10 protein-coding genes are annotated in these 13,563 nt (G+C 69.6%); 5 read left to right on the top strand and 5 right to left on the bottom strand.

Annotation, left to right across the window (positions count from 1 at the left end):
• Nucleotides 1–286 precede the first annotated feature (286 nt).
• A complete protein-coding gene (locus ACFVBH_RS38965; protein WP_379011193.1) occupies nt 287–1,696 on the bottom strand; it encodes a serine hydrolase domain-containing protein in 1,410 nt (469 codons plus the stop codon).
• A gap of 253 nt (nt 1,697–1,949) precedes the next feature.
• Between ACFVBH_RS38965 and ACFVBH_RS38960 the strand changes: the two genes are divergently transcribed.
• A complete protein-coding gene (locus tag ACFVBH_RS38960; protein ID WP_379011191.1) occupies nt 1,950–3,008 on the top strand; it encodes an alpha/beta hydrolase in 1,059 nt (352 codons plus the stop codon).
• Nucleotides 3,009–3,072: 64 nt separating this feature from the next.
• Here the strand turns inward: ACFVBH_RS38960 and ACFVBH_RS38955 are convergent, their stop codons facing one another.
• A complete protein-coding gene (locus ACFVBH_RS38955; protein ID WP_379011189.1) occupies nt 3,073–4,686 on the bottom strand; it encodes a flavin-containing monooxygenase in 1,614 nt (537 codons plus the stop codon).
• Nucleotides 4,687–4,847: 161 nt separating this feature from the next.
• Between ACFVBH_RS38955 and ACFVBH_RS38950 the strand changes: the two genes are divergently transcribed.
• Nucleotides 4,848–5,603: a hypothetical protein gene (locus tag ACFVBH_RS38950; RefSeq protein ID WP_379011185.1), complete on the top strand. Its 756-nt coding sequence runs from the start codon at nt 4,848–4,850 to the stop codon at nt 5,601–5,603.
• Between the two features lie 96 nt (nt 5,604–5,699).
• Here ACFVBH_RS38950 and ACFVBH_RS38945 read toward each other — a convergent pair whose 3' ends face one another.
• Both ACFVBH_RS38945 and ACFVBH_RS38940 read right to left on the bottom strand, forming a co-directional pair.
• A complete protein-coding gene (locus ACFVBH_RS38945) occupies nt 5,700–6,482 on the bottom strand; it encodes an SDR family oxidoreductase (RefSeq protein WP_379011181.1) in 783 nt (260 codons plus the stop codon).
• Between the two features lie 229 nt (nt 6,483–6,711).
• Entirely contained in the window at nt 6,712–8,601 is a 1,890-nt protein-coding gene (locus tag ACFVBH_RS38940; RefSeq protein ID WP_379011178.1) for a TerD family protein, read from the bottom strand.
• A gap of 104 nt (nt 8,602–8,705) precedes the next feature.
• Between ACFVBH_RS38940 and ACFVBH_RS38935 the strand changes: the two genes are divergently transcribed.
• Nucleotides 8,706–9,200, top strand: a complete 495-nt coding sequence (locus ACFVBH_RS38935; RefSeq protein WP_354989773.1) for a hypothetical protein — start codon at nt 8,706–8,708, stop codon at nt 9,198–9,200.
• A 359-nt stretch (nt 9,201–9,559) separates the two neighbouring features.
• Here the strand turns inward: ACFVBH_RS38935 and pabB are convergent, their stop codons facing one another.
• The gene (gene pabB, locus ACFVBH_RS38930) at nt 9,560–11,680 is read right to left on the bottom strand and encodes an aminodeoxychorismate synthase (protein ID WP_379011173.1); all 2,121 of its coding nucleotides are present in this window, start codon (nt 11,678–11,680) and stop codon (nt 9,560–9,562) included.
• A gap of 125 nt (nt 11,681–11,805) precedes the next feature.
• Between pabB and ACFVBH_RS38925 the strand changes: the two genes are divergently transcribed.
• Nucleotides 11,806–12,861, top strand: coding sequence for a phosphotransferase family protein (locus ACFVBH_RS38925; protein ID WP_354989771.1), 1,056 nt, complete (start codon nt 11,806–11,808; stop codon nt 12,859–12,861).
• 103 nt (nt 12,862–12,964) lie between these two features.
• Complete coding sequence (locus tag ACFVBH_RS38920) at nt 12,965–13,561, top strand: DinB family protein (protein ID WP_379011169.1); 597 nt, start codon at nt 12,965–12,967, stop codon at nt 13,559–13,561.
• Nucleotides 13,562–13,563 lie beyond the last annotated feature (2 nt).

The following is a 13,563-nucleotide window of genomic DNA, read 5'->3' as shown; positions in this document are numbered from 1 at the left end:
GATGCGCCGCGGTGCGGGTCGCCTCTGCTCTGTACGCACGCGGATGCACACCTTCGACTTCGCAGGGCCGGGCGTCATGGCGGGCGTGTGGACCCTGCCGCCGTGCCGGTTTCGACGATCGCGACTCGGCCTGGCGAATCGCCCCCCATTTGGCGCCGTCATCGCCCACCGCCGCCGCCATCGACACGGGTGCGGGAGCGCGCTGCGTCGTACCGGGCGCGTTGGCGTCGTGAACCCCGGACCCTGATCGGGTCCGGGAAGCGCGGCGCGAGGGTCGTTCGGCGGTTCAGACGCGGGTGAAGAGGCGGCCGGCCAGGTCCAAGCCGGTGATCGCGCCGGTCGTATCGCGGCTGAAGAAGCCGCGCTGGCCCTTGAAGGAGCCCTCGGTGATGATGTATTCGTCGCCGTCGCCCGGCAGCAGGGCGAACGGGAAGGGCGGGTGATCCTGGGGGAGATCGGTTTCGGCGGCGGCGCGGATCTCCGGCTTGATCCGGCATTCCAGGGACAGGCCCGTGCCGTGGGTCAGGACCGTCATGGTCATGGCGTCTATGTCGTAGGTGCCCAGCAGTTCTCCCGCGCGGGACGCCTCGAAGGGCAGCGGCTCGGGGTCGCCGTCCACCAGGCCCAGGTAGTGCTCCAGCGCCCAGCGCACCACGGCCCGGTTGGACGGGATGCCGTCGGGACTGGCGTTCGACATCACGATGATCGCGAAATCGTGCTCGGGGACCAGCAGCAACTCGGCGAACTGGCCGAAGGCCGAGCCGCCGTGGCCGAAGGTGGCGACGCCGTCGATCTCCCGCATGAACCAGCACAGGCCGATCGCGTCGCCCAGGCTGCTGGCGCGCAAATCGACGGTGGGGCGGCGCATCTCGTGCAGCGCCGCGGCGGGCAGCACGACCTCTCCGGACTCGGCCCGGCCGTCCCCGAGCTGAAAACGCGCCCAGCGCAACTGTTCCGCCACCGACGAGACCAGACCGCCGCCGGGATTGTTGGCGCGGGTCCCGGTCCAGGTGCGCGTCACCGACAACGCGCCGTCCTCGTCCCGCTCGTGCCCGATCGCGAACCGGCGCGTCATGATGCTGTCGCGCTCATATCCGCTGTGCGCCAGGCCGACCGGATCCAGCACCAGGCGCGTGACGGCCTGTTCGAAGGTGAGCCCGGTGACCTTCTCGATGACCCGGCCCAGCAGATTGAAGCCGGCCTGACTGTAAGAGGCGCGGGCTCCCGGCACCGCGATCAGCGGGATCTCCGCCAGCCGCGCCACGAACTCCGCGAGCGCGTCGTCGCCCGCACCGGTGTCGTTGATCAGGTTCCAGTCCAGGCCGGAGGTGTGGTTCAGCAGCTGCCGCACGGTGATCGCGGCGGCGTGCGCGGGATCGCTCAGCGTGAATTCCGGAACGTACCGCAGGACCGGCGCGTCCAGGTCGATCCGGCCCTCCGCGACCAGCCGCATGACCGCGGTGGCCGTGCAGCTCTTACCGGCCGACCCGATGGTGAACAGCGTGTCCCGGTCCACCGGCAGCGGATTCTCGATGCTGGTCACGCCGTACTCGGCGAAGATCTCCCGGCCGTCGGCCCACACGCCCACGGTCATGCCCGGAATCCCGAACTCCGCGGCAGTGGCCTCGAGCTGCTTCGACAGCGCGCTATCCGAGATCGCTTCGTTCGAGATCGCCCTGTTCGACATGTTCGACATCGCCCTACCTCTTCCGTGTCCGATATCCGTGCGGCTCGGTGTCGGCCGCTCATCCGGTGTGAGAACACAGTGGCCCGGCGCGCTGACAGCCCGCCGACAGATCGCTGACAACCGCCGTCAGGGTCGACGCCTCCCCTCGACGGCCGGTAACACGGCCCCGACCGGCGGCTCTCAGGCGACGCTAAGTGTCGCGCCAGCAAATGCTCAGTGAACTGCGGCAGGGTGGGTTACCTCGTTGCTACCGCTTGAAAACATGACTTCTACCGAGGAGATAGACCGCGTGCGTGCAAAGAAGATCTGGGGCGGCGCGGTTGTAGCGTTGACCGCAACCGTTCTGCTACCGATCGCCGCGGGTACCGCCACCGCCGCTCCGGCCGTGCCGACCGCGGGCGTCTCCGCGAACGGTTCCAAGATCGTCTCGACCGAGCACGTCGATGACCGCACCCTGCGACTACAGGTCTACTCGGCCTCGATGGACAGAAACATCGAGATCGACGTGCAGCGCGCGGCGGACACCTCCGAGCCACGCCCGGTGCTGTACCTGCTCAACGGCGCGGGCGGCGGCGAGGATTCGGCGACCTGGCAGCAGCAGACCGACGCGCTGAACTTCCTGCGGGACAAGAACGTCGAAGTGGTGCAACCGGTCGGCGGCGCGTTCAGCTACTACACGGACTGGCGCGCGAGCGATCCCACGCTCGGGGTGAACAAGTGGAAGACGTTCCTCACCCGGGAATTGCCGCCGCTCATCGACGGCGCCCTGAACACCAACGGGCGCAACGCCATCGCGGGATTGTCCATGGCGGGCACCTCGGTGCTGCAGTTGCCCATCGCCGCGCCCGGACTGTACAAATCCGTTGCCGCGTACAGCGGTTGCGCGCAGATCAGCGATCCGGTCGGCTACAACTTCGTCAATCTCGTCGTTGCCGCCGGCGGCGGCAACACGATGAACATGTACGGCCCCAAGGACGATCCCATGTGGGCCGAGAACGACCCGTACGTGCACGCCGATCAGCTGCGCGGACTCGACCTGTACATCTCGAGCGGCACCGGCCTGCCGGGCCCGTGGGACACCCTCGACGGTCCGCACACCCTGCCCGGGGTCGGCGGACTGGTGAATCAGACGACGCTCGGCGGCGCGCTCGAGGCGGCCACCAACTACTGCACACACAATATGCAGGTCAAGCTCGGGCAGCTGGGCATTCCCGCCACCTTCGACTTCCCGCCCTACGGCACCCACTCCTGGGGGTACTGGCAGGACGAGCTGAAGAAGTCGTGGCCCGTGCTGGCCTCGGGACTGGGCCTGCCCGCCTGAGGAACCCGAGCCGCCCGGCGGCGGCCGCGGCCGGTGGGGAACCGGCTGCGGCCGCGTTCCATGGCTAGCGGGTCAACTCGAAGCTCGGGTAGCCGTTGTCCCGCTCGGTGTCGCAGAATCGGCGGTAGTTGCCGAATCCGCCGATGTAGGGCATGAACACGCGCTTCTTGCCCTCCACGTTCGCGCCCATGTACCAGGAGTTCGCGCGCACGAACAGCGTGCCCTCGGCGACCTCCATGAGGTGATCGGTCCAGGTCGATGCGGCCTCCGCGCGCGCCTCGACCTGCCGGATGCCTTGCGCCCCACAGTGTTCGATCAGCGCGAGGACCCAATCGAGCTGCTGTTCGGAATGCAGCACCATGTTGGCCATCACCGACGGGGTCCCGACGCTGTTGATGCTGAACATGTTCGGGAAGCCGTGGATGCCGAAGCCCAGGTAGGTGACCGGGCCGTCGGCCCAGGTGTCGGCCAGTTTCGTGCCCCGGGCGCCGGTGATGTCGATGCGCAGCAGCGCACCGGTCATGGCGTCGAAACCGGTGGCGTAGACCAGGGTATCGATCTCCACGAACTCGTCCGCGGTGCGAATACCGGTCGGGGTGATCTCCTCGATCGGTTCGCGGCGCAGGTTCACCAGCCGCACGTTCGGCCGGTTGAACATCTCGTAGTAGCCGGAGTCGGTGCAGATGCGCTTGGTGCCGATCGGGTGATCGGTGGGAATCAGATCGTCCGCGACGGACTGATCGTCGATCTTCGCGCGAATCTTGGCCACCGCGAACTCGCGCACCAGCTCATTGGCCGCCAGGTCGCTGTTCTGGTCCGGGAAAACCTTGTTGAACAGGACGCCGCCGCCGTTCCAGCGCTCCTCCATGGCCTGCTCGCGCTCGGCGGCCGAGAGTTCCAGCGCCTTGGTGGTCAGGCTCGGATGCGGTGTCGCGGCCGGGGCGTAGTACGACTTCTCGCGCCGGGCGGGGTAGGTGGCGCGGATCTGCTCCTGCTCCTGCATGGTCCAGGGCCGATTCGGAATGGGCACACTGAAATTCGGGGAGCGCTGCAGCACCGTGAGCGCCTCGGCCTCGCGGGCGATGATGGGCGAGACCTGGATGCCCGAGGAGCCGGTGCCGATGACCGCCACCCGTTTGCCGGCGAAGGACACGCCCTCCTCCGGCCAGCGCGCGGTGAAGAGCTCTTCCCCCGCAAAGGTTTCCACGCCCGGGATGTTCGGCTTGATGGGCGCGGACAGGCAGCCGGTGGCGAAAACCACGAAGCGGGAACGGAATCGTGATCCGTCGGCGGTCCCCACGGTCCAGATTCCGGACTCGTCGTCGAAATGCGCGGCGGTCACGGTCTGTTCGAAGCGGTAGTGCTTGCGCAGGTCGAAACGTTCGGCCACGTGGTTGATGTAGGCCAGGATCTCCGGCTGCGCGGCGAAGCGCTCGGTCCAGGTCCAGCTCTGCTGCAGTTCGGAGTCGAAGGAGTAGGAGTAGTCCACGCTCTCGACATCGCAGCGGGCGCCGGGGTAGCGATTCCAGAACCAGGTGCCGCCGACGTCGACGCCGGTCTCCAGGCCCAGCACGTTCAGGCCGGCTCGTGCTGCCCGGTGGACGCCGTAGAGCCCGGCGAAACCGGCCCCGATGATGATCACATCGTGGTGATCGGCCTGCGCTGCGCTGGCATGCATGCGTGCCCTCTCGACTTCAGCTAGAACTATTTCGATTAGGCATATCGTCATCGCTGGGCGGGACGGTCGCGAGCACGCGTCCCACTGAACAGGAGAGCGCGCGGCTCCGGGGCCGCGGCGCACGCCCTGCCGCGCGGGCGCGCGGCGGTTATTCTCGCGGTATGTGGCGGAAGACGGCGGTCTGGTGGATGACCGCGCTCTCCGCCGTCGCGCTGACCGCGTGCACGGGCCCGGCGGAGCCGGAGTCCACGGTCGCGACCACCGAAACCTCGGGCGCACCCGATACCGATCCGGTGACGGGGATGACGCCCTGCGGCGATATCGGTTCGGCCGCAACGCCTCCCGACTGTGTGCTGCGCGCTCGCGACGGGACCGGACTGGTTTTCGAAGTGCGCCACGCCGCGAACGGGTCGAGCAGTCTGACCACGATCATCGTGCGCGACAGCGACGGCGAGCAGGTGCAGACCATCACCGAGAAGGGCTGGCGGGCAGCGGCCGGCGCGCGACTGCGCGACCTGGACGCCGACGGGCGCGACGAGCTGATCATTCCGCTGTTCCTGGCCACCGCGAACGCCTCCTACGCCATCTATCACGCCGGAAACGGGTCGCTCGAATACCGGCGGGCGGGGCAGCTCGGCGGAATCGGCATCGACACCTCCGATTCCGGCTACACCGTCGCCTCCGCTCGCGCCGGATACGCCGCCTGGGACGTGCAGTTCTGGACCTTCGTGCAGGACCGGCTGCATCCGGTGGTCACCGCGCAGGTACGACCCATCGAGGGCAGCGACGGCAAGGTGGCCGGAACCACGTGCGCGGTAGTCGACTCCGGCGGGCTGGACGATCTCGGGCTGAGCGCGAGCGCGGCCACCGCGCAGTTCTGCGCCGAGCCCACCGTGGTTCGGGTCATGCGGAACTGATCCCGGGGAATCGGTACCCCTACGTAGTCGCACCCGGAAATCTCGGTGGAAATCCGGATACCGCGCGGCGGGCCGGGAGCGCAGGATGAAAGCAGGTCAGCGACCCGGCTTCCCATATCGCCGGCGCAGCCACTCGGCATAGTCGAACGACACCGCCTCGCCATCGTCGTCGAGGCACAGCGCAGCGTCGCGCACTCGTCGGACGACGCGGCCGATCGGCGGCACCGGCGCGGGGAGCAGGGACTGTCCCAGCGCGGTCCGCCGCGCGGCGGCCAGCTCGGTCAGCGACTGCACGATCGGGCCGCCGATATCGCGGACCCGGCCGGACAGCCCCGCCTCGACCGCAGCGGCCAGGCGGGCCGCCACGGCCGTCACGTCGACGGGCTGGAACAGCAGCGCGCCGCGCGGAGCCAGGCGGAACTTCGCCGCCCCGGCCAGAATTTCGTCGATGAGCTCGTGAAACTGGGTGGCGCGCAACAGCGTCCAGGGCACGGGAGCGTGGGTGACCACCTCCTCCTGCGCGGTCTTGGTGCGGTAGTAGCCGAACGGCACCCGTTCGCAGCCCACGATGGAGATCTCCACGTGGTGCCCCACCCGGGCGCGCTCTTCCGCGGCGAGCAGCGTCCGCACGCCGTCCACCAGCACCCGTTCGCTGCGCAGACCCCGATGGCTTGCCGCGTCCACCACGGCCGAAACCCCCTCCAGGGCCTCGTCCAACCCCGCGCCGGTCACCAGATCCACCGGGTGATGCACAGTCCCCGCCACCGGAACCCGCGGTGCGGACCGGGTCAGCACCCGGACCGCGTGCCCCCTGGCCGCCAGATCCCGCACCACCGCCGACCCGAGCGTCCCCGTCCCGCCGACCACCGCCACCTGCATGTCGTTCCCCTCTCCGAGCTGCTCCCCAGGACGCTAGGTTCGTTTCACCTGCCCCTCAACATGATTGATCACTCCCTGTCCGATTCCCCACATTCCCCCGCACCCGCGCGCGGCGCTGGTTGGATGCGGCCGGTGCGTCCCGAGCCGGGATCGTGAGCCTCCACGCCGCAGCTCGGGACTGCGAGCCGGGGTTGCGGAACTCGAGCCCCGAGCCTGCGGCGCGGGCCGCTCAGATGCGGGCGCCCTTCACGCGATTGCATGCGCGGCACAGGATTTGGAGGTTCTGGGCGCTGGTCGCGCCGCCGCGGCTGAGCGGGATGATGTGGTCGAACTCCAGGTAGTGGCTGTCGCCGCATTCGACGCATTTGCCGCCGTCGCGCTGCCAGACCTGGGCCTTGACCTCCTGCGGGATGGTGCGGGTGTCGAGCCGGCCGGGGGTCAGGGCCAGGCGTTTCGCCACGCGCAGCGCGCCCTCCAGGGTGGCGGCCACGTGGTGCGGGTCGGCGACCTCGAAGACCGCGCCGCCGCGCGCGGAGGTGGCGGCCACGACCACCGTGCCGGCCTCGGCCGTCACCGAAACCACTCGGGACCACAGCATTTCGGTTCCGGTGTCGGCGCCGGTGAACCGCAACTTCTTGTTGCTGCACAGCAACCGGCCCTCGGTGTGCTTCGGGCCCCGGGCGAGCTGGCGGATATGGATCGCGGGGACGTTCAGATGCAGCTGTTCGGCCGGGTCCAGATGCAGGCCGTTCGCGCTGAGGGTGGGCAGTTCGCCGTCGCGCAGGCGGGTGAGCGTGCGCACGCGCTGCATGCGGCGGCGCAGATCCTCGATCAGCGGGCCGTGCAACGCCAGCGTGGCCACCGTGTCGTCGAAATCGTCCATCTCGGCCTGATCGACGCGGCCGTCGGCGAACGCGAAGGCCACCAGGCGTTCCACGTGATCGTGGGCCTGGGGGCGCAGCAGCGTCAGGGCCTGCGCGCGATCGATGCGCTGGTAGCGCAGGGCCGTCCACAGCGCGTCCCAATCGTCGCCGTGTGGGCCCACGGTGCGCAGGGCCCGTTCGGCGCGGCCGCGCCAGCCGGACAGGTACTGCTCGATCTCGGTCGCGCACTCCCGGCAGGGCGCGGGCGCGCCGAAGAAGCGGCGGCGGCGCGGACGGCCGCAGCGCGCGCAGTGCTTGGCGTCGGCGGGCGGGCGCGGGCGGGTGGCATCGGTCCACTCCGAGCCGTTCCACCAGCGCAGGTGGGCGGGGGTGTCCGGGTGCGGATGCCAGTCGGCGCGTTCGGGATTCGGCGGGCGCACCGGCGGGACGAGTGGTGTCTCGCGTTCGAGGGAGAAGCCGCGCCGGGGGACCGTGGGCAGGGGGGTCGGCTGCCGCACGGCCGTCGCCGATCCGATTCCGGGGCGCTGGGCGCTGCCCGCTGATTGCGCCGCGGCGGCGGTCGAGGTCGCGCTCGCGGGCTGGGCGCCGAAGGGCTGGGCCGCGTCGGCTCGCCGGGCGTCGGTTGTCCCGGTAAACCCGCCCGGCTGCGTCGCCGCGGATCGCTGTGCGGAGCCCGCTCGCGTCGCCAGGCCGCCGTTCGCCGGGCCGGGGGTGACCGGTCCCGGTGTCGCCGGATCATCCACTCGCACACCGAATTCGGCGACCAGACCGGCCAAGCCGACCGACCAGCCCTGTCCGACGGCGCGGAACCGCCACGCGCCCTCGCGGCGGTAGAACTCGCCGAACATCATGGCGCGCACGGACTCCGCGTCGTTGATCTCGAACCACGCGGCCGGGCGGTTGTGGTCGAAGACGGTGAGAATCAGTCCGGGGATATCGCCGAACGAGGCGCCGTCCACCGAGCCGGTGAGCACGATCCGATCCACCTCGGATTCCGTGCGGGGCAGCGAGACCGACAGTCGTGCGGTGCCCGGCGCGGGCTCCTGATCCAGGGTGACCGCCTGCGACAGGTGTCTCGGCGCGTTGAAGAAGACGAAATCGCGATCCGAGCGCACCTGCCCGTCCTCGGCGAGCAGTAAGGCGTGCGCATCCACCTCATGATCGGATTGCCACGAAAGGACAACCGTCAGAAGCGATGTCGGAACCGGCGCATGGCCACCCTTGGTCAGTTTCATCGACCACGAACTATGCCATGCGACTACGACAGGAAATCCGCCCGGGAAAACGCCCGGTCGGGAACCTGATCCCTTTTCGCCCCAACCTGCGGCACAGTGGAGATATGACCGATCCCAAGGGGTCCGCTCGCAAGCCCCAGCCCCCGCGGCCCAGATCCGGCACTCCCCGCGTTCCCAACCCCGCCGACATCCTTGCCGCTGCCCAAGCCGCGGTCGAGGCGGCCCAGGCCGCCGCGGGCCAGGCCCTGGACTCGGCCCAGGTCACGGCCACCTCGGCCTTCGACACCGCCGTCCGCCTGCCCCCGGCCTCGATCCAGCTGGCCGCCCAGCTCCCCGACCTCATCGAGAATCTCACCGTCGCGGTCAACCGCCTGAACTCCACGATCGACCGCCTGGACCGCACCCTGGCCCTGGCCGAACCGGCGTTCGTGGCGTACGACAAGCTCCTGATCCGCCTGGAGTCACTGACCGCGCTGGGTGAACAGGCACTGACCCGCCTCGACAAGCTCCCCGGGGTCTCCCTCCTGACCCGCCTCACCGGTCGCGACAACACCCCGCCGCCCCCATCCGAACCACCCCCGCGCGCCCGCCGCACGTAGGCCGCCACACGGCGATGATCCACGTCGCCGCCCCGGCGGGACCGGTACCGCTGATCGGCCGAGACCGCACGGGTGGGCGCAACACCGCCCATGAGAAAAGGCAGCGGGGCAACGGCCTTGAACGAGGGGGCTTCACTGTGGGCGCGGCACAGGCTGCGAGAGCGCACCCGCGGGTGGTCCGCCGTGGGTGCGCGACCGAGATCCGTGCCGCCCGGTTGGGCCGATCGGTGATGCCATGGTGGTAGATCCGGCCGGACAGAACGCGCAGGCCCGCCGGAAATTCGCGGCGCTGCTCGTCGTTCGCGGAGACCGGGCGCCGTTCTGGCGATCCTGGACGTGCCGGGTGCTTCGGCGGCCGATCAGGCCGAGGGGAGGGGCGCGGCCGGGGGGACGCCGAGGTGGGGGAGGGCGCGCAGGGCCGCGGCTGCCTTCCAGAGCATTTCCTGGTATTCGGCCTCGGGGTCGGAGTCCAGGACCACCGCGCCGCCCGCACCCACGCGCCAGCGGCCGTCGTGGCGGACCGCGGTGCGGATCACGATGTTCAGATCGGCGGTGCCGCCGAGGCCGAGGAAGCCGATGGTGCCGGAGTAGATCCCGCGCGCCTCGGTCTCCAGGGCGTCGATGATCTCCATGGTGCGGAGTTTGGGAGCGCCGGTCATGGAGCCGCCGGGGAAGCAGGCGCGCAGGCAGTCGACGACGTCGACGTCGGGGCGCAGGCGGCCGCGCACGGTCGAGACCAGTTGGTGCAGCGTCGTATACGTTTCGACGGCCATGAGATGCGGGACGTGGACCGAGCCGACCTCGCAGACGCGGCCCAGATCGTTGCGGAGCAGATCCACGATCATGAGATTCTCGGCGCGGGTCTTGGGATCGCGGGCCAGATCGGCGGCCCGCCGGGCGTCCTGCGCGGCGGTCTCCCCGCGCGGCGCGGTGCCCTTGATGGGCTTGCTCTCCACGGTCCGCGTCCGGTCGATCTTGAGGAACCGTTCCGGCGACGAACAGGCCACTTCCAGCTCGCCGAAACGCAGGAAGGCCGCGTAGGGCGCGGGATTGCAGCGGCGCAGGGTGCGATAGACGCTCAGGCCGTCGCTGTTCGCGGGCAGGTACGCGCTGTCGGTGATGCAGATTTCGTACGACTCGCCCGCCAGCAACTGCCGTCTGGACTCCCGCACATCGGCCAGATAGCGGTCCCGGCCGCGCGTCAGCAGCGGGGCGACCGTGGCCTCGTCGGCGCGCAGCTCCAATTCCGGAGGGTTCTCCCACGTCCGCAGGGTTGCGACGGCGGCGCGCGTGGCCGATAGCCACTCCTGCGCGGCGGCAACGTCATTCGGATCGGACAGGGCCAGCAGATACGTGCGGCCCGCCTCGTGATCGACCACGATGAGCCGATCGGCGAAGAGCCACTGCGCATCCGGGGTGTCCGCTCGATACGCCGCCGCCGCACCGCAGTCGGCCTTCATCTCGTAGCCCAGGTAGCCGACGTAGCCGCCGACGAAATCGAATGGCACCGCCGGGAATTGGATCTGCCGTCGCTTCAGCTCGCCGGATAGGTAATCCAGCACGCCGCCCGGCACCGTCCGCAGCCCCGCCGCCGACTCGATCTCGACGTGGCCCGCGCCGACCCGGTAGCGCACCAGCTCGGCCAGCGGGCCCGAACCGTCGCCCAGGAAGGAGAACCGGTCCAGCCCCGGCTCGACGTGCTCGCTGTCCAGCCAGAACGCGCCGGGCGAATCGCGATACAGCTCCTCGAACACCGCCTCGGCGTCCACGGCCCGCTCTATCACGTCCTGCAGCACGCGGTAGACGATCGGCTCGCCGTCGCCGTGCGGGGATGAAACGCGCTGCTGCGGAACGGAATTCACCTCGGCGGGCCGCCGCGTTAGCCGGCTCGACCGCTGGTGCTCGCGGGTCAGCTCCGCGAAATTGCGCAGCAGGGCCGCGCCGAACTCGCTGGCGACGGATTCGGGATGGAACTGCACGCCCCACTGCGGGCGGGTGCGATGCCGGACGCCCATGACGACCCCGTCCGCGGCGGTCGCGGTCACCTCCAGCGCGTCCGGCAGCGGCCGGGCCGCGCACAGCGAGTGATACCGGACCGCCGTGAAATCCTGTGGCACACCGGCGAACAGGCCCAGTCCGTCATGGGTGATGCGATCGGGATAACCGTGCCGGGCGCGGGGAGCGGGCACCACCGCGCCGCCGGCCGCGAGCACCAGGCCCTGGTGGCCCAGGCACACCCCGAGCAACGGCAGTTCCGACTTCGCGACGAGCGCGGCCGAGATGCCGAAATCGCGCGGAACATCGGGCCGTCCGGGGCCGGGGGAGATGACAACGTTGTCGAAGGAGTCCAGATTCAGCGCGGCGATGTCCCGCACCTCGTCGTTGCGCACGACCACGGGTTCGACCCCGTTCACCTCACTGATCAGCTGATACAGGTTGTAGGTGAACGAGTCGTAGTTGTCGATCAGCAGCGTGCGCATTTGATCGGTCACCTTACGCCACGCCCGCCCGCGCACCCGGCTCCGACCTGCGCGAACGAGTCGGCCGCCACTAGTGCTGGCGGGTGCCTTCAGTTTCTATGGACAGCTGCGGCACAATGTGGGACATGTCTGAAGTGCAGCCGGTCGACGTGGATCGCGACCTCGTGGATTTCGAGGTCGTCGGTAAGTGGATGGATGAGCAGGGCCTCACAGGTGGCGAATTCGAGGATGTGACCCCGCTCGGCGGCGGCACCCAGAACATCATGCTGCGCTTCACCCGCGGCGGGCGCGACTACGTGCTGCGGCGCGGGCCCAAGCATCTGCGGTCCGCCAGCAACACCGTGATCCGCCGGGAATCGCGCATTCTCGGCGCACTCGACGGCACCGGCACCCGCGCGCCCAAGGTGATCGCCGCGCAGGACGACGAGGCGCTCATCGGCGCCGCTTTCTACCTCATGGAACCGATCACCGGCTTCAACCCGCAGAACGAACTGCCCCCGCTGCACGCCGGCGATGCCGAGATCCGACGGCAGATGGGACTGTCCGCGGTCGAGGCCATCGCGCGGCTCGGCTCGCTCGATCACGAAGCGCTCGGGCTCGCCGATTACGGTAAGCCCGAAGGCTTCCTGGAACGGCAGGTGCCGCGCTGGCTCAAGGAACTCGAGTCCTACAGCGTCAACGAGGGCTACCCCGGGCCGGAGATTCCGGGCCTGGAACTCGTCGGGGAGTGGCTGGACCGCAACCGGCCCACGCACTGGCGGCCCGGCATCCTGCACGGCGACTGCCACCTCGCGAACATGATGTTCTCCTTCGACGGCCCGCAGGTCGCGGCGATGGTCGACTGGGAGATGTCCACCATCGGCGACCCGCTGCTCGATCTGGGCTGGCAGATCGCCACCCGCCCCGAGCCCGGCACCACCGGCGCGGCGCTCATCGGCAGCCTCGGAGCGGCCGGCGGACTGCCCACCGCGCAGGAAATGATCGCGCACTACGGCGAATTCTCCGATCGCGACCTGAGTCATGTCACCTGGTACACCGTGCTGGCCTGCTTCAAGCTCGGCATCGTGCTCGAGGGAACGCACGCGCGGGCGTGTGCGGGCAAGGCGTCCAAGCAGGTCGGCGACTTCCTGCACGCCATCACCCTCGAGCTGTTCGGCAAGGCGCATCAGCTGATGGAGTGAGGGTGAGCCGCCCGTGGTCACGGCCGCGGGCGGTGTCACGATCTTGGCGCGACTTGGCTGAATATTGGTGGACGATCAAATAGTGCCAGATTAGATTGATGGCATGCCGATCGTTCCCGATGCCAAAGACTGGACCTGGGTCCTCGAACGCATTTGCGCCGAATGCGGTTTCGACCCCGAGGCCATCGCCTTCGCGGCCGTGCCGGCGCTGGTGCGCACCAGCGCCGAGCGGCTCGCGATCGCCCTCGAGCGCCTGGACGCGACCGCGCGGCCCGATGATGCGACCTGGTCCGCCCTCGAATACGCCGCGCACGTACGCGATGTGTGCCGGATCTTCGAACACCGCCTCGACATCACCCGGACGGGTTCGGCCCGGCCCGGGCCGGACATCGGCGGCTACGACCCGGCGGTGACCGTGGACGCGGGGATCCCCATGTTCGCCAACTGGGATCAGGACGCCACGGCGCTGGCGGAGAACTACGGGGCGCAGCGGCCGGGCACGGTGGCGGGCGAACTGCGGACCGCCGCCGAAACCGCCTCTCGCGCTTACGGATCCGTCGCCGTCGGTGAGCTGGACCGGGTGGCCCGGCGCAGCAACGGGTCGCAGTTCACCGTCGAGACGCTCGCGCGGTACTTCGCGCACGATCTGGTGCATCACGTGTACGACGTGGAAAAGGTTGGCGCCGAACCGGTTCGGTGAGG

This window comes from Nocardia sp. NPDC057668 (genome assembly GCF_042799795.1).
Lineage (GTDB): Bacteria > Actinomycetota > Actinomycetes > Mycobacteriales > Mycobacteriaceae > Nocardia.
This window is presented reverse-complemented; position numbering and strand designations above follow the sequence as displayed.